The organism is Lapidilactobacillus gannanensis (assembly GCF_003946675.1).
Classification (GTDB): domain Bacteria; phylum Bacillota; class Bacilli; order Lactobacillales; family Lactobacillaceae; genus Lapidilactobacillus; species Lapidilactobacillus gannanensis.
In genome coordinates this window covers 27,159-51,207 of sequence record NZ_RHOT01000008.1, presented here as the reverse complement: position 1 = coordinate 51,207, position 24,049 = coordinate 27,159, and the positions used below count along the sequence as shown (strand labels likewise).

Below are 24,049 nucleotides of genomic sequence, written 5' to 3'. Positions count from 1 at the left end.
TAATGGCAACAAATAATGACAGTGAAAATGAAACAACTACGACGCCCACAAAGCAGACGAAAACGCCTTTAAGCAAGAAAAAGGTCCCACGGCGTAAGCATTTTACTCGGCTAACCTATTGGTTTAGTTTAGTGATTGCTTTGTTAGTCGGACTAATTGTCGGCGTTTTGATTGTGACCGTGCAAGTTCGCAAGAATTTAGCAGCTAATGCGGAAACACGCCAAATTGATCAAGTCTACCAATTGATTCAGAAGAATTATTACACTAAGGTCAGCAAGAAAAAGTTGGCTAACGGAGCTATTTCTGGCATGCTCAAAAGTTTAAATGATCCTTTTTCTGAGTATTTAGCCACTGAAGAAACCTCAAATCTCAACGAATCAATTTCTGGTTCATTTGAAGGTATTGGTGCCCAAGTTCAGAAGGATAATGCGGGCATTAAGATTGTGTCACCGATCAAGAATGCGCCAGCTGCTAAGGCGGGGCTAAAGGCTAATGATATTATTTTAGCAATTGATGGGCAATCAACGGCCCAAATGACCGTTAATGATGCTGTTAGCAAAATTCGGGGCAAGAAGGGTTCCAGTGTTCAATTAAAAATCAAACGTGGCGCAACGACTTTCACAGTTAAAGTAAAGCGTGGGAAAGTTGATCAGGCCACCGTAACTGGCACTTTGAGTCCAACTGATAAGCAGGTTGGTGTGATTCAAGTAACGACTTTTGCTGAGAACACAGTTAGTGGTATGAAGAAGACAATTAAAGCACTCCGCAAACAAGGGGCAAAGAGTTTTGTTCTGGATTTACGGGGCAATGGTGGGGGCCTAATGAATACGGCCTTAAGCCTGTCTAGCATGTTTTTACAAGATAAAAAAGTTATTATGCGGGTCGTTGATCGAGACCAAAACGAAACGGTTTATCGTGCCGGTAAGAAGTATGATGACGGGTTCAAAGTTACTGAACCGGTGACTGTGATGGTCGATAGTGGTAGTGCCAGCGCTTCAGAAATTTTCACAGCGGCCTTGCAACAATCTGCAGGTGATAAAGTTGTGGGGACGCAATCCTTTGGTAAGGGGACGGTGCAAACGGTCATTCCTTTAAGTGAGACCAGTGAAATGAAGTTTACCACCGCAAAATGGTTGACGCCGAATAAAACTTGGATCAATAAAGTCGGGATCACACCCGATACAGTGGTTGATTATCCGACCATTGCTAAATTGACTTTGATTTCAAATGACGCAACTTTAAAAAATGGTGATGTCAGTGATCAAGTGAAGTTGCTCCAAGAAAACTTACAAGCGTTAGGTTACGCTGTTGACAATACCAAGGGGATTTTCGATGACAGTACGACCGCCGCAGTCAAACAGTTACAAACTAAAGCGGGTTTAACCGCCAATGGTGAATTCAATGAGGATACTTACACGGCCTTGTACGTTCAGGTCGCGGCTTTCTTACAAGCTCACGACGAAATGATGCGTACAGCTGTGAAAACGAGCCAAGAAGCACAAGCTAATACGCAAGCTTAATCGACCATTATAAAAAATAGATGTGACCGAAGATAAACTTATTAGCGTCAGAAATCTACGCTGATAATTATGGACACGTCTATTTTTTCTTTTGTCAGGAAGTGACTACGATTGTTTCGTTTGTGGGATGATTAATGACAAAATGGGGATGAATTTCACCGGTTTTTTTGGTAAGCTTTTCATGGATCATTAAATAATTTTGAAAGCAGACTGGTGCGCTATTTTAATGGCCAGTGGCTGCGCTGAACGTGTTTATATAGAAGAGGATGTTTTAAAAAATGAGTACAATTCAATGGTATCCTGGTCATATGGCCAAGGCCAAACGGCAAATTCAAGAACAACTTAAACTAGTTGACGTGGTGATTGAGGTGGTTGATGCGCGCTTACCAGAAAGTTCGCGCAATCCAGAATTAAATCAATTAATTCAGCATAAAGATCATTTAATTATTTTGAATAAATCAGATTTGGCTGACCCACAAGTGACTAAACAGTGGTTGCAATATTATCAAGGTGAGGGTCTGGCTTCATTAGCCCTGGATTCACAACATGGTCAGCCTTTGAATCCAGTGTTACGGGCAACTAAACAATTGTTGGCGACTAAATTAGCGCAACAGGCAGCCAAAGGAATTAAAGAAACGACGATTCGCGCCATGTGTGTTGGTATTCCTAATACAGGAAAATCAACGTTTTTAAATCGCATGATCGGTAAAAATGTTGCTCAAGTGGGTAATCGTCCAGGTGTAACCCGTAAGCAAAATTGGTTAAAAACACAACAGAATTTTGCCATTTTAGATACACCGGGTGTGCTCTGGCCCAAATTCGCGGATCAGTTAATTGGTCAGAAGTTGGCCTTGACTGGCGCAATCAAGGAGGGACTTTATCATGAAGATGATATCGTCTTATTTGCGTTAGCATTTTATCAGGCTAATTATCCCCAACTATTACAGCAACATTATCAACTTTCAGCTGAGCAATTGCAGTTGGCACCGGTTGATTTGTTAATGGCTTTGACTAAAAAATTAGGTTTCCGTGATGAATATGAACGGATGGTCACGCGTTTCTTATTAGATTATCGTAAGGGTAAGCTGGGACGAATCACATTGGATCAAGTACCAGCCACTTGGCAGGCTACCGTCCATGACTGAAGAACTACTATTGCCAGAAAAAGTTGGTCAAGCAACTATAGCCAAGATTAGCGCTGCTTTAGCTGCAGCTCCCAGTGCAGCCCTTTTGACTGCGCTTGCCACCGATCCGCGCAAGGGTGTCCAGCAGGCGTTAAGACGCTACCAACGTCAGCAACAGGCGACGGCTGAACTACAAGCGGCTTTACAGCAAAAACTAACACTAGAACGGCAATTGTGGCCCCAGTACCCCTTAATTGCAGGAATTGATGAGGTGGGACGGGGCCCTTTAGCGGGACCAGTTGTCACAGCAGCAGTAATTTTACCTCATGATTTTCATTTGTTAGGCGTAGATGATTCTAAAAGGTTAACGGCCCAAGAGCGGGAACGGCTGTATCGTGAAATTCTGGCGGTAGCACTAGATATTAGTATTGGTGTTGGTGATGCGCAATTGATTGATCGGGAGAATATTTATCATGCCACTGAAATCGTTATGGGCCAAGCAGTTCGTGGACTTTATTACCGGCCGCAATTTTTACTGGTTGACGCCATGACGGTGCCGGTTCGGTTGCCACAACGAAAACTGATCAAAGGTGATCAGCAGTCAGCTAGTATTGGTGCGGCCAGTATTGTGGCCAAGCAGGTGCGTGATCATTTGATGGCGATGTATGATCAGGTTTACCCTGGCTATGATTTTGTGGATAATGCTGGCTATGGCACGGCGAAACATTTGGCTGGTCTGGCCGAATTAGGCGTCACGCCAATTCATCGGCGCAGTTTTGCACCAGTGCAGGCAGCACTTCATTAGTATTAATGTTTGGCAATTGCTAACTTGAAAGGCTTATTCAAAAAAGGTCCCTTGAGATTGGCTAGCCTTAAATTAAAATGATTCAGAAAAATGACCTAGTTTCGCGTACTTAATTGGTATGCAGGTAGGTGATTTTTTTATGGACAAAAATACAGTACTTTTGGCAGCAAAACTAACTAAGCAATGGTCTTATCAGGAACAATTACAATTAGCCCGACTATTGCAAGCGCAAGCAACCCCTTTACCGAGTACTTGGCCAGCGTTAAATAAGTGGTTGCAGCAATGCTGGCCTAATTTAATATTGCCAGCGTCATTGGCAGCGCCCACGATGACTGACCATTATTTAACTATTTTAGATGCCGATTATCCTTTAGCCTTGGCAGAAATCTTTCAGCCGCCAGTATTATTGTTTTATGCAGGTCACCGCGAGTTATTGACAGCGGAAAAATTGGCAATTGTTGGTGCTCGCGAATGTACCACCTATAGTCATGCCTGTTTGCGCCGACTTGTTCCTGACTTGGTTCAAGCAGGAATTACCACTGTGAGTGGCTTGGCGGCTGGAGTCGATCAATTAGTCCATCAAGAAACATTACTGGCTCACGGCGCCACTATTAGTGTCATTGGAACTGGTCTAGATGTTTATTATCCGGCTCAAAATGAATTGTTGCAGCAATTGATTACCCAAAAAGGGCTTTTATTATCTGAATATCCACCGGCAACACCGCCACGGCGCTTTCACTTTCCCCAACGTAATCGAATTATTGCTGGTTTAAGTAGCGGCGTTTTGGTGACGGAGGCTCGACAGCGTAGTGGTTCGTTGATTACTGCCAATTTAGGCTTACAAGAAAATCGCAATATTTATGCTTTACCAGGTAGTTTGCTGTCACCACTTTCGGCAGGAACTAATCAATTATTGCAGGCAGGCGCCACGCCCGTTTTGACGGCAGCTGATATTTTGGCCGACTTCCCCAACCTTAATGGGACAAAAAATGCCAATGCTAGTTTAGCGATAAAATAAACTGAAGCAGAACTAGCGTTATCTCAAGATTTGTTGAATGTTGAAATTGTAGTAGACCGCCGTGAAAAAAACGCCTTTTTCCGCTTTGTAAAAAAGTTCATGGTTGACAAGTGGCTAAAAACTAGCTTATGATTATTTCCGATTTGAGCACGGACTTTTTTAACGTGCCGATAAAGCCTATTAAGGTTAAGAATTAGTAGGAAAAGAAGGGAGTTTTTGCATGGCCACTAAAAATCTTGTGATTGTGGAGTCACCAGCAAAAGCCAAAACAATCGAAAAATATCTCGGCCGGAATTATCACGTGGTCGCTAGTTTGGGCCATATTCGTGATTTACCTAAAAGCCAAATGGGGATTGATTTCGATCATGATTATCAGCCTAAGTATATTTCAATTCGAGGCAAAGGCGATGTCATTAAACAATTAAAAAGTGCCGCTAAAAAAGCTGATCATGTTTACCTCGCAGCCGATCCCGACCGCGAAGGAGAAGCGATTGCTTGGCATGTTTCCCATATTCTGGGGTTAGATCCAGCAGCCAACAATCGGGTCGTGTTCAACGAAATTACCAAGAATGCGGTAAAAGATGCTTTTAAGGAACCTCGAAGCATTGATATGAATTTAGTCGATGCCCAGCAAGCACGCCGAGTTTTGGATCGAATCGTTGGTTATTCGATTAGCCCAATCCTCTGGGCTAAAGTAAAAAAAGGTCTGAGTGCCGGACGAGTGCAGTCAGTGGCGCTTAAGCTAGTGATTGATCGAGAAAAAGAAATCAAAGCCTTTATTCCCGAAGAATACTGGAGTTTGGCTGCTGAGTTTCAAAAGGGTCGCGGTAAGAAATTCGCTGGTAACTTTTACGGGTTAAACGGTAAAAAGGAAGCTTTACCTGACAATGCTGCTGTTCAAGCAGTGCTCAAAAAAATCGATAAACAGCAACCTTTTGCGATTACTAAAGTGACGAAAAAGGAACGGAAACGATTCCCAGCGGCACCTTTTACAACAAGTTCGTTGCAACAGGAAGCCAATCGTCGGTTGAACTTTAAAACTCGTAAAACCATGATGATTGCCCAGCAGTTGTATGAAGGCATTAATCTGGGGAAAGACGGGACCGTCGGCTTAATTACTTATATGCGGACTGACTCCACACGGATTTCCTCAGTGGCTAAACATGAGGCAGCCACCTTCTTGCATGAAAGTAAGGAATTAGGTGAACCTTATGCGGCTACTAAACTGCATAAGACCAAGAATCCTGAAGGGGCTCAAGATGCCCATGAAGCAATTCGGCCCAGTGCAGTGGTCCGAACACCGGAAAGTCTTAAGGAAATTTTATCGCGGGATCAATTCCGCCTGTATCAGTTGATTTGGTCACGGTTCTTGGCTAGTCAGATGACACCAGCAATTTATGATACAGTAGCGGTCGAGCTCGAGCAAAACGGTGTTAATTACCGCGCTAATGGTTCACAGATGAAGTTTGCTGGATTTACTAAGATTTATCATAGTAGCAATGATGATCAAAAAGAGAATCAATTACCAGAATTAGCTGTTGGTGATGAGGTCAAATTGACTAAGACTGATCCGCAACAACATTTCACTCAACCACCAGCTCGCTATTCTGAAGCCAGTTTAGTCAAAGCGCTGGAAGAAAACGGTGTTGGTCGACCTTCAACTTATGCACCTACTATTGATACCATTCAAAAACGATATTACGTTAAATTAACGGGTAAAAGCTTTGAACCAACTGAACTTGGCGAAATTGTTGACGAGTTAATTGAGAAATTCTTCCCAGATATTGTTAACATTGATTTTACCGCCAAACTTGAAGATGAACTTGATGGCATCGAAGCTGGTAAGGGTGAATGGGTGAAGGTAGTCGATCAATATTATCAACCATTTGCTAAAGAGCTAGATCAAGCTGAACAGAAGATTGAGAAAGTTCAGATCAAGGATGAACCAGCTGGCTTTGATTGTGACATTTGCGGTGCGCCAATGGTGGTTAAAATGGGCCGTTTTGGCAAGTTTTACGCTTGTAGCCGGTTCCCAGATTGTCGTAACACCAAGGCAATCGTTAAAGAAATTGGGGTTGTTTGCCCTAAGTGTCAAAAAGGACAGGTTTTGGAACGGAAATCTAAGAAAAATCGCATTTTCTATGGTTGTTCCCGTTATCCAGACTGTGATTTTGTTTCTTGGGATAAACCAGTTGGTCGCAATTGCCCAGTGTGCCGTCATTACTTAGTTGATAAAAAGGTTAAGGGTGGTCATCAGGTGTTATGTCCTAATGGTGATTATGAAGAACAATTACAAAAATAAACCAGTTTGACGAGAAATGAGGAAAGATTGTGGAATCTTTTGTTAATGTTGTGGGAGCCGGCCTTGCAGGCAGTGAAGCGGCATGGCAAATTGCCAAACGCGGTATTCCGGTGCATCTTTACGAAATGCGGCCTGGTCAAAGTACGCCAGCGCATCACACGAATGATTTTGCTGAATTAGTTTGTACCAATTCTTTGCGCGCTAACCAATTAACCAATGGTGCTGGTTTGCTCAAAGAAGAAATGCGGCGGCTGGATTCATTGATTATGACGGCTGCAGATCGTAGCGCTGTTCCTGCTGGTGGCGCACTGGCTGTCGATCGCGATAAATTTTCGGGTTATGTGACTGCCCAGTTGCGCCAGCATCCACTAGTGACTGTGATTAATGAAGAATTAACTGACTTTCCTCAAGGGCCCACGGTAGTTGCTACTGGTCCTTTGACCGCACCAGGACTCGCCACTGCCATTCAAGCATTAAATGGCGCCGAGGGCTTACATTTCTTTGATGCGGCTGCCCCAATAATTACTAAAGATTCCATTGATTTTAATCAGGTTTATTTGAAGTCTCGTTACGACAAAGGCGAGGCAGCTTACTTAAACTGTCCGATGGATGAACCAACTTTCCTGACTTTTCGTGAAGCGCTGGCTACTGCTGAAGCAGCGGAAGTTCATGATTTTGAAGATAATCAAGTTTTCGATGGTTGCATGCCAATTGAAGTAATGGCGCGGCGAGGCATCAAAACAATGATCTTTGGGCCGATGAAACCAGTTGGTTTGGAAGATCCTCGTACTGGTAAGCGGCCATATGCGGTCGTTCAATTACGGCAAGATAATGCGGCTGGTAGTTTGTATAACCTAGTGGGTTTCCAAACTCATTTGAAGTTTGGAGAACAGCGTCGAGTTTTTCGAATGATTCCTGGGTTGGAACACGCGGAAATCGTTCGTTATGGGGTCATGCACCGCAATACCTTTATGAATTCGCCACAAGTACTTGCGCCAACTTATCAGTCGCTACAACGAGCAGATTTATTTTTCGCTGGTCAAATGACTGGGGTAGAAGGTTATGTTGAAAGTGCGGGCAGTGGGTTATTAGCCGGAATCAACGCGGCACATTTATTCCGCAATCAGCCACTAATGACGGCACCTGTGACGAGTTCAATGGGGTCAATGGCCTACTATATTACGCATGCTGATCGTAAACATTTCCAACCAATGAATGCTAATTTCGGTATTTTCCCTGAACTTAAGGAACATATTCGCGATAAAAAAATGCGCAAAGAAGCGTACGCAGAACGAGCACTCCAAGACTTTGATCAGTTCGTCAATGAAGTTAAAACCTACGACTGATCAGCCAGTATTAGGACTGTGATGATCTGATTGACTGGCGTAGCAGGAGAAATCTGTTCATAAATTTGAAAGACAACGAGTTTGTGGGTTACTTATTTTTAACAACACCTTCCTTGATTATGTTAAAGTAGAGACATTGAGGTAGGTGTTTTTCTATGGCAGAACAAGCATGGGTGCGGCAGTTTGGTCAGTATTTAGTGGTGGAACGGCAATACTCTGGATTAACAAAAAGTGCCTATTTAGATGACATTCAGGATTTTACTGATTTTTTAAATACCAATGGTGGCCTAGCTTCTTATCGTGATGTGGGACGATTAGAGATTGAAACTTTTCTAGATGATTTGACACAGCGAAAGTTGGCTCGTGATACAATCAGTCGGAAAATATCAGCCTTAAGGTCCTTTTATCGTTATCTGGAAAATCATAAACTAGTAGAGCGTAATCCCTTTACTCAAATCGAAATTAAGGGCGCGCCGAAAGTTTTACCACGGTTTTTCTACGAACAGGAAATGACCGCTTTGTTTGAAGCTGTCCAAGGTGATCAGCCGCTGCGTTTACGTGATCGCGCGTTGTTGGAATTATTTTACGCGACGGGGATGCGGGTCAGTGAGGTAAGTGAGTTGACCTTGACGCAAATTGACTTTCAAACACGAATTATCTTAGTTCATGGGAAAGGCAATAAAGATCGCTATGTTCCCTTTGGTCATCATGCCTTAAATGCACTAAATGATTATTTAAAAAAGGCGCGGCCCCAATTAATGGCCAAACAACAGGCAACTCATGACTTTGTGTTTGTCAATCATTATGGCCAGCAGTTAACTAGTCACGGTATTTCCTATATTCTGAAACAAGTTATCAAGCGTTCCAGTTTGCACAGTGATATTCATCCCCATATGTTGCGACATACATTCGCGACACATTTGTTAAATCACGGTGCAGATTTGCGAACAGTTCAGGAATTATTGGGTCATGCTAGTTTATCAACAACGCAGATCTATACTCATGTCACGATGCAACATCTGCAAGCTGATTATCGCCAGTATTTTCCACGAGCAGTTAGTGAAACTGGGGCATCCACTGAGGTCAAGCAGACTGATCAGGATGATCCGCAGCAAAAACCTAAAAATCAAAAATCTAAAAATAAAGAAGGATAGTTCATGACAACAATTGTTGCAGTCAAACATCAAGGCGAAATTGCCATCGCTGGTGACGGTCAAGTCACAATGGGCGAGAAGTATATTATGAAAGCGAGTGCGCACAAAGTTCGTCGCATTTTCGATGATCAAGTGATTATTGGTTTTGCCGGCGGTGTGGCTGACGCTTTTACATTATCAGATTGGTTTGAAAAGAAATTGCGGACTTACGCAGGTGATTTGCAACGTTCAGCAGTTGAGTTGGCACAAGACTGGCGTAAAGATCCAACTTTGCAGAAACTTGAAGCAATGTTAATTGCCTTTGATCAGAAACAATTACTTTTGATTTCTGGCAATGGTGAAGTGATTGCTCCTGATGAAGATGTGATTGCCATTGGTTCTGGCGGTAATTTTGCCCAGGCAGCCGCAATCGCCATGACTCGCCAAGCACCAGCAATGAAGGCAGTTGATATTGCTCACGAAGCGATTGATATTGCTGCTGATATTGATATTTTTACTAATCACGAAATTATTACAGATCAGTTTTAAAGGAGTTAATTAAAAGATGACTTTAGAGAAAACCCCGCGCCAAATTGTTGCTGCCCTGGATGATTATGTGATCGGCCAGAACTCAGCCAAGCGCGCAGTAGCCGTAGCCCTGTACAATCGCTATCGGCGCCACCAATTAAATGAACAATTACAAAAAGATATTACCCCGAAAAACTTATTAATGATCGGCCCAACAGGGGTTGGTAAAACTGAAATCGCGCGGCGACTGGCAATGATCGTCGATGCACCCTTTGTAAAAGTGGAAGCGACCAAGTTTACTGAGGTTGGTTATGTTGGTCGCGATGTTGAGGCGATGGTTCGTGATTTAGCTGATGCTGCAGTCGCAATCGAAGAACGAATTGCTTTTGATCAGGTTCGTGGTCAGGCCTTACGCGAAGCTAATAAGGAATTAATTCGTTTATTGGCGCCTGGCGAGAAAAAGCAAACTAAACCAGCCAATAACGGTAATTGGATGCAAATGATGAATCAATTAATGCAGGCCCAACCAAATCAAACTGACGAGCCTGAAACTGAACAAGTGTCTGAAGCGGTGCAGAATCAACGAATGGACTTAGCAGAGAAACTCAATCGGGGTTTGTTAGAAAATCGCGAAGTCACCATCAAAGTGCCTGAGTCTAAAAAAGTAAATCCAATGATGGATGCAATGGGCGGTATGGGTGTTGATATGAGCGAAATGTTGGGCCAGTTGATGCCTAGCCGTAAAGTGAAACGCACATTGCCTGTCAAAGAGGCCCGGGAGATTTTAATTCGGCAACATTCAGAAAAATTGATTGATCGAGAAAATCTGCAAGAACGAGCGATTAAACGTGCGCAAGATGATGGTATTATTTTCATCGATGAAATTGATAAATTATCATCTAAGCGCCAGAATAGTTCCGGTGAGGTTTCTCGTGAGGGTGTGCAACGCGATATTTTACCAATTGTTGAAGGTTCTCAGGTCAATACAAAATATGGTCCCTTGGATACTAGTCATATGCTATTTATTGGCTCAGGTGCCTTCGCCCAGACTAAGCCAAGCGATTTGATTCCTGAACTTCAAGGTCGTTTCCCAATTCGAGTCGAATTAGATGATTTGAGCAAAGCTGACTTCATTCAAATCCTGACCGAACCACATACTGCTTTGATCAAACAATACATTGCGTTGGTCGGAGCAGATGGGGTGAAGTTGACCTTTACGCAAGAAGCCATTGAGAAAATCGCTGAAGTTGCCGATGATGTTAACAAGCGTACTGATAATATTGGTGCGCGTCGGTTAGCGACAATCTTGGAAAAAGTCCTTGAAGAAGTGCTCTTTGATGGTCCGGATATGCAAATGGGCGAAATTATGATCACTGAGAAGTATGTGGCTGATCGCATTGACGCCATTGCCTCAAATCAAGATTTGACGAAGTATATTCTATAAAATACAATTTTTCTAAGGCTATGAGTAATGGCGCGGAAATAGCTTACTTAAAAAAACATGACAAATCAGGTGCTGACTATTTGTCAGGTTTTGTGTATTCTGTTATGGTAATGAAGAAAAAAGCTTGTGCAGAATCAGACGTTAAGGCACTAACTAGCACTATTCTGGCAAACATGGAGGTAAAATTAATGAATGTTAAACTAACCAATGAATTCTATCAATTAACTGTGGCAACTAAAGGAGCAGAAATGCAAAGTCTGATTGACCAGCATTCTGGTGTGGAATACCTGTGGCAGGCAGATCCCCAGGTTTGGGGTCGTCATGCGCCCAATTTGTTTCCCATTGTTGGTAAATTAAAAGATGACCAATATACTTACCAAGGGAAAACTTATCACATGACCCAACATGGTTTTGCTCGTGATTTAGAATTCAATTTGGAACGGGAAACTGATCATAGTTTAACCTTCTTATTAACTGATAATGATGAGACACGGGCCAAATATCCGTTTGCCTTTGAATTTCGGGTTAAGTATTCCTTGATCAATCGGTTATTGAACGTGACTTATTATGTCAACAATCCTAGTTCAACTGAGCCGCTGATTTTTGGCGTTGGCGGCCATCCTGGTTTCCGCTTACCTGTGGAAAGTGGCGTTGATTTTGCGGATTACTTTTTACGGTTCAAACCAAGTAAAAGTCGTATTCAAATTCCGCTGACGACAACAGGTGTTGATTATGCCCACCGGACGTTGGCACCGACTGATGTTGATTGGCAAATCAATCATGACGTCTTCAAGGACGATGCTTTGATTTTCCAATTGGCTGGCACCAATGAGGTTGAGATTCGTTCTGATAAAACTAAACACAGTATTAATCTGAAAACGAAGGATGCGCCCTTTGTTGGCGTCTGGTCGGCTTATCCGCAGACTGGCGATTATGTTTGTATCGAGCCTTGGTGGGGGATTGCTGATTTAACAGATAGTAATGGTGAATTGACTGATAAATTTGGAATGAACACGTTGGCCCCGCAAGAAAACTTCAAAGCCAAATATCAAATTAGTTTTTCCTAGTCAGTCCGCGATAGTTGCTACTGACGCCGTATAAAAACAGGTGCCTGCTTAATCAATGAAAGTCGAGATTCTGACAATCATTAACTAAGTAGGCACCTGTTTTTTCTTGCGGGTTTATGGCGTTAACAACCTTATTTTTTCTTTTTTTGCTGATGATAGTACCAACCAAAAGGAACTAAATTTTCAGTACCTTGACGAATCCGTTTGATATTGGCGCGATGACGATAGAAAATAAAAATTGTTAGTAAGACTGCTGTTAAGGTGAGAAAGATGTCATGATAATAAAACGAGAAAATCGTGATTAGGATCATCCCCAACATACTCGCCATACTGACCATACTTGAAATCAACATAATCAAGACAAAGGTACTCACCGCGATGACGAAAAATTGCGGATTGTAAGCCAGTAACACACCAGCACTAGTGGCGACGGCTTTACCACCAGAGAACTTAATAAAAATAGAAAAAGAATGTCCTAGGATTGCCGCCAAGCCAAAAACTAGAATAAAGTAGTGGGGGAGACCTAGCTGACACCAAACTGGTAAACTAGCTGCCACTGTGCCCTTGAGGATGTCCAAAGCTAAAACGACGATCCCAGCTGTTCGGCCTAAGACGCGAAAAGTATTTGTTGTACCAATATTGCCACTACCAAATTGGCGAATGTCTTTTTTGAAAAAAATCTGACCAACTATCACCCCAGATGGGAAAGCGCCTAAAAGATATGCTAAAATAATTAAGACTGCAAATTTCAAAATGATTCCTCCGTAGGACATGTTGATTTGGTTGAAGTGATTTAATGTAGCTGGACAACCAGAATAATGGCACTAAGCCCTATTCTACAAAAATCTGCTGCAGTTGACAATCATTATTCAGTCGCGTAACCTTAATAGATAGAACGTATGTTTGTCACTGCGACAAATACATTTTTTTAAAAGCAATTAAACGCAGTGCTGGCAAGTATTTTGCGGCACTGTTTCGCATTGTCTGCGTGAAGCTTGCATGGCAGTGGGAAACGAGAATTTTGGAGGTTCAAATGGTAGCCAAACAAAAATATGATGACAGTTCAATCCAGATTCTAGAAGGATTAGATGCTGTTCGCAAACGGCCAGGGATGTATATTGGTTCGACTGATGGTCGCGGCTTGCATCACTTGGCTTATGAAATTATTGATAATGCCGTAGATGAGGCGATGGCTGGTTACGGTACGGAGATCAATGTCTGCATTAATCAGGATGGCAGTTTAACCGTTACTGACCACGGTCGCGGAATGCCAACGGGGATGCACGCTTCAGGGCGGCCAACAATTGAAGTTATTTTAACTGTGTTACATGCAGGTGGTAAGTTTACTGAGAGTAACTATAAAACATCTGGTGGTTTACATGGGGTTGGTGCTTCGGTGGTCAATGCACTTTCATCCTGGTTGGAGGTTGAAGTGGTTCGTGATCATCGGCTTTATCGTGAACGCTTTGTTAACGGTGGTCATCCTGAAGGTACGTTAAAAGAAATTGGAAAAAGTAAGCTTGCTTCAGGTACTAAAATCACTTTTTTGCCTGATCCGACAATTTTTACGACCACTAAATTCAAGTATGATACTTTAGTTGAACGACTGCGTGAATCGGCCTTTTTGCTTAAGGGTGTTGGCATTACGATTACCGATAAGCAAACCGAGCAATCAGAAACCTTCAAGTATGATGACGGCCTGCAATCTTTTGTGCGTTATTTAAACGAAGATAAGGATACGTTAACCGACGTGATTAGCGTTGAGGGCGAAAAGGATGGCATGGAAATCGATTTCGCTGCTCAATATAATGACGGCTATTCTGAAAATATTATTTCCTTCGTTAATAATGTGCGGACTGCTGATGGTGGTAGCCATGAAACTGGGATGAAGTCAGGGTTGACCAAAGCATTTAACGACTATGCTCGAAAAACTAACTTGCTGAAAGATAAAGATAAGAATCTTGAAGGTAGTGATGTGCGCGAAGGAATTAGTGCGGTAATTTCTGTGCGCATTCCCGAAGAAATTCTTGAATTTGAAGGCCAAACTAAGGGGCGTCTAGGAACACCACAAGCACGAACAGCCGTTGATAGTTTGATTTATGAGCAATTTTCTTATTACTTGCTAGAAAACGGTGACGTAGGCCAAATGCTAGTTCAAAAAGCGTTAAAAGCTCGTGAAGCCCGCGATGCTGCTCGTAAAGCTCGTGATGAAAGCCGTAATGGTAAGAAGCGCAAACGTCATGAAGGCTTGCTCTCTGGTAAATTAACGCCAGCCCAATCGCGTAATCCTAAAAAGAATGAACTTTACTTAGTCGAGGGTGATTCAGCCGGCGGTTCTGCTAAACAAGGCCGTGATCGTCATTTTCAGGCCATTCTACCTTTACGCGGGAAAGTATTAAATACCCAAAAAGCGAAGTTACAAGACATCATTAAAAACGAAGAAATCAACACCATGATCTATACGATTGGTGCTGGTGTTGGTGCTGATTTTAATTTAGCAGATGCCAATTATGACAAAATTATTATTATGACCGATGCTGATGACGATGGTGCTCACATTCAAATCTTACTGCTGACATTCTTCTATCGATACATGCGGCCTCTGATCGAAGCGGGTAAGGTGTACATTGCTTTACCACCACTGTATAAAGTACAAAAGGGTCGCGGCGCCAAAAGTGTGATTCGTTACGCTTGGACGGAGCATCAACTGGTCGTCGCAACGGCCGATCTAGGTCATAATTATAGTTTGCAACGTTTTAAAGGTTTGGGTGAAATGAATGCGGATCAGCTTTGGGAGACCACGATGGATCCCGTTGCGCGTACCTTGATTCGGGTCAAAATCGAAGATGCCACTTTGGCTGAGAAGCGCGTAACAACTCTGATGGGTGATAAAGTTGAACCTCGTCGGCGCTGGATCGAAGATAACGTTAAGTTTACTTTGGATGAGGAAGGTAGCATTCTTGATACAACTGCTGCCGAAGATGTCCAAGGGGAAACGGGTACGCAAGATTTATTAAAGCAAGTTGAACAACATAAAGGTGTGTGATGAGTTTGGCTGAACAACCACAAAAAATTGAAGAGCTCTCCATTGAGAAAGTCATGGGCGAACGGTTTAGCCGTTACTCGAAATATATTATCCAAGAGCGGGCCTTACCTGATATTCGTGACGGATTAAAGCCAGTTCAGCGTCGTATACTCTATGCCATGAATTTGGATGGCAATACTTATGATCATGAATTTCGAAAGTCGGCTAAATCTGTTGGTAATGTGATGGGTAATTTCCATCCCCATGGTGATAGTTCGATTTATGAATCAATGGTCCGCATGAGCCAAGATTGGAAATTGCGGGCACCATTAATTGAAATGCACGGGAATAATGGTTCGATGGATGGCGATCCGCCAGCAGCAATGCGGTATACTGAAGCCCGCTTAAGCAAGATTGCTGGCCTCATGTTGAAGGACATTGAAAAAGAAACGGTAAATATGGTTTTAAACTTCGATGATACTAGCGAAGAACCGACTGTTTTACCAGCCCATTTTCCGAACTTATTAGTGAATGGTTCTTCAGGTATTTCGGCCGGTTATGCCACGGAAATTCCACCACATAATCTTAACGAGGTTATTGATGCGGTAATTTACTTAATGAGTCATCCTGAGGCGGAACTTGCTGATTTGATGAAGTTTGTTCCGGGGCCAGATTTTCCAACCGGTGGCATTTTACAAGGTGTTGCTGGCGTGAAAGATGCTTACCAATCTGGTCGCGGTCGGGTTTATTTACGTTCCAAGACGGCAATCGAAACCTTACGTGGACAGCGGGAACAAATTACAGTGACAGAGTTGCCTTACGAAGTGAATAAGGCCTTGTTGGTCAAAAAAATTGATGAGTTGCGCGTACTGAAGAAAGTGGATGGTATTTCTGAGGTTCGTGATGAGACTGACCGGACTGGCTTACGCATCGTGATTGAATTAAAACGAAATGCGGATGCGCAAGGTATTCTCAATTATTTATTTAAAAACACTGATCTGCAAATTTCTTATAATTTCAATATGGTTGCAATTGCTGATTTGCGACCACAACAAATTGGTTTACGACAAGCCTTGGTCGCTTATTTAGCACATCAACGGGATGTCTTGACTAAGCGAACTCAATTTGACTTAAAAAAGGCTCAAAAGCGGCAGCACATTGTTGAAGGCTTGATTCGAGCTTTATCGATTTTAGATGAAGTGATTGCCTTAATTCGGAGTAGCAAGAATAAAGGGGATGCTAAGCAAAATTTAGTGGCCCAGTATCAATTCAGTGAAGTTCAAGCTGAAGCAATTGTTTCTCTGCAATTATATCGTTTGACCAATACTGATGTGACTGCGCTAGAGGCTGAGCATCAGGAACTATCCAGCACAATTGCCACTTATCAAAAAATTCTTGCTGAACCAGCCGAATTAGATCGGATGATCAAATCAGAATTATTAGCAATTAAGAAAGAATTTGCAAGTCCTCGTCGAACTAAAATCGAAGCCAAAGTCGCTAGCTTAGAGATTGATACTAGTGTCATGGTCACTTCGGAAGATGTTATGGTTCAAGTCAGTCATGATGGTTACTTTAAGCGTAGTAGTATTCGTTCTTTCCAAGCGACTGATGCTAGTGATGATGGTTTGAAAGATGAAGACTATCCGATTTTTCAGGCGCAGGTGAATACCCTAGAACACTTATATATCTTTACGAATTTAGGCCGGTTACTTTATCGTCCAGTTCATGAATTACTTGATGTGAAGTGGAAAGATACTGGTCAGCATTTGTCTCAAAATGTTGGCTTGGCCACTGATGAAGCAGTTTTGGCAGTTTACCGCTTTAAGGATTTAGCAAGTGAGCAGGGGAATTTTGTTTTAACGACTTCTGATGGTTATATCAAACAGGTCAACTTGCAGAATTTGTTACCCGGACGAACTTATCGGACCCGCTTACAGGCAGCCATCACACTTAAAAGTACGACAGCTCATGTTTTAAGCGTTGATTATTTGTTGCCTGAAACAGCGCCATTTGCTGAAGTTTTTGCTTTTTCAGAGCGCGGTTTTGGGTTACACTTTGCGCTAAGTGATGTGCCGGTTGTTGGTGCCAAAGCAGCTGGTGTCAAAGCGATGAGCCTGAAAGAGCAAGATGTTGTTGTTAGCACCTTGATTTTAACTCAGTCTCAACTAGAACAAATGGCAGACGTGGCAATTTTGACTCAGCGTGGCGCCTTCAAGAAGATGGCCTTAAGTGAATTACCACTTAGCAATCGCGCACGACGAGGTTTATTAGTCCTGCGCGAGTTGAAAGCTAAACCACATCGGATCGTTGCGGCTGCAGCAATTGATCCAGCACAACCACAATTATTGATTACAACAGACACTGGTGCGCAATTACCAGTGCAAACCGCTGATTTATCAGTTAGCGACCGTTACTCAAATGGTAGTTTTGTTTTGGACCCAACAGATGCTGGTCAACCGATTTCTTTAGTAGTCGTCCCAGCTGAGCCCGAGACAACTGATGATTAAGGCATCATTAAAGCATCAGAGCCGGCTTCCTGCAATTAACTGGTTGTGATCATTTCAGCTAGCGTTTGCTTTTCTGAAGCGGAGATTGAGATTGCAACTTTTGATTTGGTTGAGATGGAAATGATTATCAGATCAAAAGAACCACAGCTTAACAAAAAAATAAACTTAATCTTAGTTGCTGAAATGTGTTCGCAAAAGGCAACGGTTCCGCTTAACGCAAAAATGCCGAGCAATTCGTTAGAATTGCTCGGCATTTGACGTTAATAATCATTGGCTGCATGCTTTTGGTTAGGCACTATGGTTTATTTTTGATTACGGTAATCGCCATACAATTGAACTGCAATGATGCGCTAATTAAGTGTTAAAAAATGGTAAAACAGTGAAAATTGTTGTAATACAACGACAAAATTCTGTTATACTACATTTGAAAAAAATAAAAAATATTTTGTGAGAGCTTGCTCAAAAATGCTTAGAATATTGCGCTATACATTGATATGATAGCGTTTTATTTAATTTTTAAAGCCCAATAATTGGGAAAGAAAAGGCTTGCAAAAGTTTTGTGACATGTTATACTTAAATCATCAAATGTGTTGTAACTAGATTGATTGATATGGAGGCTATTTTTATGAAACAGATGGAAAAAACAACCACACCTGAATATTGGGAAGGTTTTGTCGGCGGGGATTGGCAAACAACAATCAACGTCCGTGATTTCATTGAAAAGAACTTAAATCAATATGACGGCGACGAGAGCTTTCTTGCTGGCCCTACTGAAGCCACAACGGAGTTAAATAATCGTGTTCTTGATTTAAAGAAGCAAGAACGTGAGGCTGGCGGTGTCCTTGACGCCGACAACAAAGTTGTGAGTACAATCACTTCACATAAACCAGGCTATATTAACCAAGATTTAGAAACAATTGTTGGTTTGCAAACTGACAAACCATTGAAACGTGCGTTCATGCCATTTGGTGGCATTCGGATGGCTGAAGATGCTTTGAAGGCTTACGGCTTTGATACTGATGCGGAAGAACATAAGATCTTCACTGAAGACCGTAAAACCCATAACCAAGGTGTCTTTGATGTTTATACACCAGCTATGCGGAAATGCCGTCATTACAAGATCATCACTGGCTTGCCCGATGCTTATGCTCGTGGCCGACTAGTTTCTGACTTCCCACGGATTGCTATTTATGGGATCGACCGTTTAATGGCTGCTAAAGCACATGATTTTGAAAACATTGGCGATGGCGAAATGACTGATGATGTCATCAAGCTTCGTGAAGAAGTTCAAGAACAATATCGTGCTTTAAATGACATCAAGAAAATGGCTGCTTCATATGGCTTCGATTTAAGCCGTCCTGCAGAAAACGCTCAAGAAGCCATTCAATGGATCTACTTTGGCTACTTAGCTGCCGTTAAGACTCAAAACGGTGCTGCAATGTCTGTTGGCCGAATTGATACTGTTATTGATGCTTATATTAACCGTGACTTGAAGCGTGGTACGATTACTGAAGAACAAGCCCAAGAATTCATTGATCATATGGTCATGAAATTACGGATGGTTCGCTTCATTCGGACTGAAGACTACAACTCATTGTTCTCAGGCGACCCAATTTGGGCCACATTATCACTTTGTGGTATGGGCATTGATGGTCGTCATCATGTTACTAAGACTGCTTTCCGTTTCTTAAAGACTTTGGACAACATGGGTGCTGCTCCTGAACCAAACATTACTTTGTTATGGTCAGAACGTTTGCCAGAAGGTTTCAAACGTTATGCGACTGAAGTTTCAATCAAGAGTTCAACTATTCAATATGAAAATGATGATTTAATGCGTAACGAATGGGGTACTGATTACTACGGCATCGCTTGCTGTGTCTCAGCACAACCAATTGCTACAGGTATGCAATTCTTCGGTGCGCGGGCTAACTTAGCTAAGGTTATTCTTTACACGATCAACGGTGGTGTTGATGAATTAGGTAAAGCTCAAGTTGGACCTGCTTATGAAGGCATTAAGAGTGAATATATTGATTACAAAGAATTCATGAAGAAACTTGATCCAATGATGGATTGGTTAGCTGACATTTATGTTAACTCATTGAATGCAATCCACTATATGCATGACAAGTATTATTATGAAGCTGCCCAAATGGCTTTGAAGAACACTGATCTTGACCGGACGTTCGCTACTGGTATTTCAGGATTCTCACATGCTGTTGACTCAATCTCAGCTATCAAGTATGGTCATGTTAAAGTTGTTCGTGACGAAGACGGGATTGCGACTGACTTCATCGCTGACGACAATGATTACCCACGTTATGGTAACAACGATGATCGTGCAGATGATATCGCTAAATGGTTAGTACAACACTTCTTCGAAATGATGAACAAACATCACTTATATCGTGGTGCGAAGTTATCCACTTCAATCTTAACCATTACTTCTAACGTTGTTTATGGTAAGAACACTGGGACTACACCTAATGGCCGTCAAGCCGGCGAACCATTCTCACCAGGTGCTAACCCTGCATACGGCGCTGAAAAGAACGGTGCCTTGGCATCATTACTTTCAACTGCGAAATTACCATATCACTTTGCTCGTGATGGTATTTCAAATACCTTTGGCGTAACACCAAATACTTTAGGTCATGATGATGAAGCCCGCAAAGATACTTTAGTTAACATGGTTGATGGTTACATGGAAAATAATGGTATGCATTTGAACATCAATGTCTTTAACCGTGATACATTACTTGATGCGCAACAACATCCAGAAGAATATCCAACATTAACTGTCCGGGTATCAGGTTACTGCGTATACTTCGCTGATTTGACAAAAGAACAGCAAGACGACGTTATTTCTCGGACTTACTTCGAGACAATGTAGTACAACACATTTTGCAACGGTAGGAAGCGTTCCTGAACGCTTTCTACAAAAGACAATAAACTTTAGCGGTTTATTGTCTTTTGTAGTTTTATTAGAAACAGGATTCAGTGGTAATTGCTTAAGCTAAGCAGTATTAAAATGAGTGTCTGTTTTATACTGAAGATGTAATTTCAACAATCACCCTAATATGTACCAAAGAATCGCGAACCGAGTTACTCTGCTTCAAGAAAGGATAGATAATTATGGTACTTTCGACAACAACTAAGCCAGTCGTTGGCTACGTTCATTCAATTGAAACTTTCGGGTCCGTTGATGGCCCTGGTATTCGTTATGTGATTTTTCTCCAAGGCTGTCGAATGCGCTGTGAATTTTGCCATAACCCTGATACTTGGAACATCGGGACTGGTGATGAAATGACTTCTGATGAAATTCTGGCGGAGGCCATTAAATACCGTGCGTTCTGGGGTAAGCGTGGTGGTATCACTTGTAGTGGCGGTGAATCATTGCTACAAATTGATTTTTTAATTGATCTTTTTACTAAGGCCAAAGCCGAAGGAATCAACACCTGCCTAGATACTTGTGGTCAGCCTTTTACTTATAAAGAGCCTTGGTTTAGCAAATTTAAACAATTAATGGCGGTAACTGATGTTTCTCTAGTCGACATTAAGCAAATTGATACTGATCGGCATAAGCGCTTGACTGGCTTTAATAACGAGACTGTCCTCGCGATGATTGAATATATGTCCGATAATGGTCATCATATGTGGATTCGCCACGTATTAGTTCCTGAACGGACTGATTACGATGATAATTTACGTGAGCTTGGCGAATACATTAAAACTTTAAAAACAGTGGATAAGGTCGAAATTTTGCCATATCACACGATGGGTGTCGTTAAGTATGAAACATTAGGCATTGATTATCCGCTAAAAGGGATTGAACCGCCAACTCATGAGCGAGTTGTTAATGCGGAGAACTTATTACATGTTAACGATTATCAAGGCTGGTCTAAATAGTTATTTTGAAAGTTGACTGGTCATTATCGCTTTTATTTTGAAAAATTATAAAAAAGAGTAATACTTTGACTTGAGCCTTGATTCCGTGCCTGTTATGATTTTAAGGGTACGAAATGTAAGGACAATCAAAATTGTTGCTTTTTTTTTTGCTTATACTATGATAATGTTAACGTGTAACCATAATTAAAATTGGGGGGATTTGTCATGAAGACAAAACAAGAAAATCTTTTTGCATCAAAAACGTTGACTTATTTTATGAAGTTGGCAGAAACAATGAATTACACGCAAGCTGCACAAATTTTAGGTATTACACAACCTGCTTTGACGCAGCAAATTAAGAAGCTAGAACGGACGGTGGGGGCCCCGGTCTTCTTCTCAATTGGTAAAAAATTATATTTATCCGATGCTGGTCGGACGATGCTGAATACGACGCAACAAATTTTTGATCTCGTTAACGAGGCTTTAAATAAGGTTCAGCAGTCAACTAGCCCAACAAGTGGTTCAATTAATATTGGCTTCTTGTCTTCGATGGAAGATAGTGCTTTTGAAACTTTCTTCATTCATTTTTCTGAGAAATATCCCAACATTAAAGTACGCTTCGTTCTATTGACTCGTCGCGAAATCTGGGAACAGTTGGAGAACAACCAAATTGATCTAGCTGTCATGTATGTACCTGACCAGAGTATTAAGAACTGGCGCTCATATGATACTCGAAAGATTTTCTCAGATCACTTGATGTTCTTACATCATGATCAAAAGTTAGTTGGCAAGAAGAAAGTACGCTTACAATCAACAAATAAGAGTGACTGGGTAACTTATCCACCAGATTACTTTATTGCCCAATTATTGCGGGAAGTCTACAAAAATAAAATGGTCGACGAACCGCTTAGCCGTGCTCAATTCACGTCACCGTATCAAATCGTCAAGTTCGCAGAAGCTCGGCAATTGGCAACAGCCTTACCATATAGCTTCTGGTTAGCTCATCAAGGCGAATTTAAGATGGAAGCAACTGCCTTTGACCCAGCGATTAATTTTGATATTGCCTTTGTTTATCGTCAAGATAAAGGTAAAATTCCACGAATTGCCCGCTTCTTCAAAGAATGGGACGCTTTTTTTGCAGAAAAGGACTATCAAACTGTTTTAGGTAATTCACGCCACCTCTAAAATGCGGTACAATGAATAAGACAGATTGATTGTAAAGGAGTTTTATTAATGGCAAAAGAGTTAGTTTTTGGACATCAGAATCCTGATACAGATGCAATTGTGGCAGCAATTTCTTATGCATACTTGCAAAAGCAGTTAGGCCCTGATGTTGAGGCGGTTGCTTTAGGTGATCCTAATGAAGAGACTGCTTATGTTTTAAAGCATTTCGAAACTGAGGCACCACGGGTCATTAAGACAGCGGCTAATGAAGTTAAGCAAGTTATGTTAGTTGACCATAACGAACCTCAACAAAGTGTTAGTGATATTGCTGACGTTGAAGTTTCACATGTGGTTGATCATCATCGAATCAACAACTTCAATACCGCTAATCCATTATTCTATCGTGCTGAACCAGTTGGCTGTACCAGCACGATTTTATGGGAAATGTACGATGAACACGAAATTGCAATTCCTACTAAAATCGCTGGTTTGATGTTATCAGCAATTATTTCAGATACTTTATTGCTGAAATCACCAACAACAACCGAGAAGGATCGCCAAGCAGTTGTCGCATTAGCTAAGATTGCTGGCGTTGACTATCAAAGCTATGGTCTTGATATGTTGAAAGCTGGGACTAACCTTGATAGCAAGACTGAAGCAGAATTGATCGATATGGACGCTAAGAGCTTTGAAATGAATGGCAAGTCTGTACGCATCGCCCAAGTAAACACAGTTGACTTAGACAGTGTTTTACAACGGAAAGCTGCTTTTGAAAAAGTGATCAATCAAGAAATCGCTGATAAAAATTACGATTTATTCGTATTGATCATGACTAACATTTTGAACAGCGATTCTGAAGGGCTGGTATTAGGCTCTGCATCTGGCCAAGCTAACTTTGAAAAGGCATTTGACAAGAAATTAGTCGATAACTTGGTTGCACTACCAGGTGTTGTTTCTCGAAAGAAGCAAATTGTGCCACCATTAACAGCTGCATATTAAAAATATTTTTCAAGTATTACAAGAGAACGTTGAATCTAGATTATTTCTTCTAGATTCAGCGTTCTTTATCGTTTTAGTTCCTGAGGCGAAAGTAATTAATGAGGAGGTCAGATAGTTGCGAGATATAAATGAAATGTTAGTGGAAACGACTAAACTTGAGTTCTCTATTGGTAGTTTTTGTGGTG

Annotated in this window: 18 protein-coding genes; 17 read left to right on the top strand and 1 reads right to left on the bottom strand. The window is 41.7% G+C overall.

The window, feature by feature from the left end:
* Nucleotides 1–2 precede the first annotated feature (2 nt).
* The 10 genes from EKM81_RS03645 (at nucleotide 3) to EKM81_RS03600 (ending at nucleotide 12,287) form a co-directional block, all read left to right on the top strand.
* Nucleotides 3–1,520, top strand: coding sequence for a S41 family peptidase (locus EKM81_RS03645; protein ID WP_125648571.1), 1,518 nt, complete (start codon nucleotides 3–5; stop codon nucleotides 1,518–1,520).
* 278 nt (nucleotides 1,521–1,798) lie between these two features.
* The gene (gene ylqF, locus EKM81_RS03640; RefSeq protein ID WP_125648569.1) at nucleotides 1,799–2,665 is read left to right on the top strand and encodes a ribosome biogenesis GTPase YlqF; all 867 of its coding nucleotides are present in this window, start codon (nucleotides 1,799–1,801) and stop codon (nucleotides 2,663–2,665) included.
* Nucleotides 2,658–3,449, top strand: a complete 792-nt coding sequence (locus EKM81_RS03635) for a ribonuclease HII (protein WP_125648566.1) — start codon at nucleotides 2,658–2,660, stop codon at nucleotides 3,447–3,449. The genes ylqF and EKM81_RS03635 overlap by 8 nt, the downstream gene beginning before the upstream one ends.
* A 139-nt stretch (nucleotides 3,450–3,588) precedes the next feature.
* Nucleotides 3,589–4,467 carry a DNA-processing protein DprA gene (gene dprA, locus EKM81_RS03630; RefSeq protein ID WP_164509197.1) on the top strand — a complete coding sequence of 293 codons (879 nt, stop codon included), beginning with the start codon at nucleotides 3,589–3,591 and terminating at the stop codon, nucleotides 4,465–4,467.
* Nucleotides 4,468–4,687: 220 nt separating this feature from the next.
* Nucleotides 4,688–6,769, top strand: a complete 2,082-nt coding sequence (gene topA / locus EKM81_RS03625) for a type I DNA topoisomerase (protein ID WP_125648560.1) — start codon at nucleotides 4,688–4,690, stop codon at nucleotides 6,767–6,769.
* A 29-nt stretch (nucleotides 6,770–6,798) separates the two neighbouring features.
* Nucleotides 6,799–8,115: a methylenetetrahydrofolate--tRNA-(uracil(54)-C(5))-methyltransferase (FADH(2)-oxidizing) TrmFO gene (trmFO, locus tag EKM81_RS03620; protein ID WP_225420164.1), complete on the top strand. Its 1,317-nt coding sequence runs from the start codon at nucleotides 6,799–6,801 to the stop codon at nucleotides 8,113–8,115.
* Between the two features lie 155 nt (nucleotides 8,116–8,270).
* Nucleotides 8,271–9,269 carry a tyrosine recombinase XerC gene (xerC, locus tag EKM81_RS03615; protein ID WP_125648556.1) on the top strand — a complete coding sequence of 333 codons (999 nt, stop codon included), beginning with the start codon at nucleotides 8,271–8,273 and terminating at the stop codon, nucleotides 9,267–9,269.
* A 3-nt stretch (nucleotides 9,270–9,272) separates the two neighbouring features.
* Nucleotides 9,273–9,797, top strand: a complete 525-nt coding sequence (gene hslV, locus EKM81_RS03610; protein WP_125648553.1) for an ATP-dependent protease subunit HslV — start codon at nucleotides 9,273–9,275, stop codon at nucleotides 9,795–9,797.
* A 16-nt stretch (nucleotides 9,798–9,813) separates the two neighbouring features.
* Complete coding sequence (gene hslU, locus EKM81_RS03605) at nucleotides 9,814–11,220, top strand: ATP-dependent protease ATPase subunit HslU (RefSeq protein ID WP_125648551.1); 1,407 nt, start codon at nucleotides 9,814–9,816, stop codon at nucleotides 11,218–11,220.
* A 188-nt stretch (nucleotides 11,221–11,408) separates the two neighbouring features.
* Nucleotides 11,409–12,287 (top strand): aldose 1-epimerase family protein, encoded by an 879-nt coding sequence (locus EKM81_RS03600; RefSeq protein WP_125648549.1) that lies wholly within the window; start codon nucleotides 11,409–11,411, stop codon nucleotides 12,285–12,287.
* 131 nt (nucleotides 12,288–12,418) lie between these two features.
* Here EKM81_RS03600 and plsY read toward each other — a convergent pair whose 3' ends face one another.
* Nucleotides 12,419–13,039, bottom strand: coding sequence for a glycerol-3-phosphate 1-O-acyltransferase PlsY (gene plsY, locus EKM81_RS03595; RefSeq protein WP_404802848.1), 621 nt, complete (start codon nucleotides 13,037–13,039; stop codon nucleotides 12,419–12,421).
* A gap of 281 nt (nucleotides 13,040–13,320) precedes the next feature.
* On the opposite strand from plsY, the gene parE reads away from it, so the two are divergent.
* From parE to EKM81_RS03565, 7 genes are all read left to right on the top strand, one after another.
* The gene (parE, locus tag EKM81_RS03590; RefSeq protein ID WP_125648545.1) at nucleotides 13,321–15,333 is read left to right on the top strand and encodes a DNA topoisomerase IV subunit B; all 2,013 of its coding nucleotides are present in this window, start codon (nucleotides 13,321–13,323) and stop codon (nucleotides 15,331–15,333) included.
* Between the two features lie 5 nt (nucleotides 15,334–15,338).
* Entirely contained in the window at nucleotides 15,339–17,819 is a 2,481-nt protein-coding gene (gene parC, locus EKM81_RS03585) for a DNA topoisomerase IV subunit A (RefSeq protein ID WP_225420163.1), read from the top strand.
* Nucleotides 17,820–17,864: 45 nt separating this feature from the next.
* Nucleotides 17,865–18,077, top strand: coding sequence for a hypothetical protein (locus tag EKM81_RS11140; protein ID WP_164509196.1), 213 nt, complete (start codon nucleotides 17,865–17,867; stop codon nucleotides 18,075–18,077).
* Between the two features lie 367 nt (nucleotides 18,078–18,444).
* Nucleotides 18,445–20,706: a formate C-acetyltransferase gene (pflB, locus tag EKM81_RS03580; RefSeq protein ID WP_125648539.1), complete on the top strand. Its 2,262-nt coding sequence runs from the start codon at nucleotides 18,445–18,447 to the stop codon at nucleotides 20,704–20,706.
* Nucleotides 20,707–20,948: 242 nt separating this feature from the next.
* Entirely contained in the window at nucleotides 20,949–21,722 is a 774-nt protein-coding gene (gene pflA, locus EKM81_RS03575) for a pyruvate formate-lyase-activating protein (RefSeq protein ID WP_125648536.1), read from the top strand.
* A gap of 204 nt (nucleotides 21,723–21,926) precedes the next feature.
* Nucleotides 21,927–22,886, top strand: a complete 960-nt coding sequence (locus tag EKM81_RS03570) for a LysR family transcriptional regulator (RefSeq protein WP_125648532.1) — start codon at nucleotides 21,927–21,929, stop codon at nucleotides 22,884–22,886.
* Between the two features lie 48 nt (nucleotides 22,887–22,934).
* Nucleotides 22,935–23,864: a manganese-dependent inorganic pyrophosphatase gene (locus EKM81_RS03565; protein ID WP_125648529.1), complete on the top strand. Its 930-nt coding sequence runs from the start codon at nucleotides 22,935–22,937 to the stop codon at nucleotides 23,862–23,864.
* Nucleotides 23,865–24,049 lie beyond the last annotated feature (185 nt).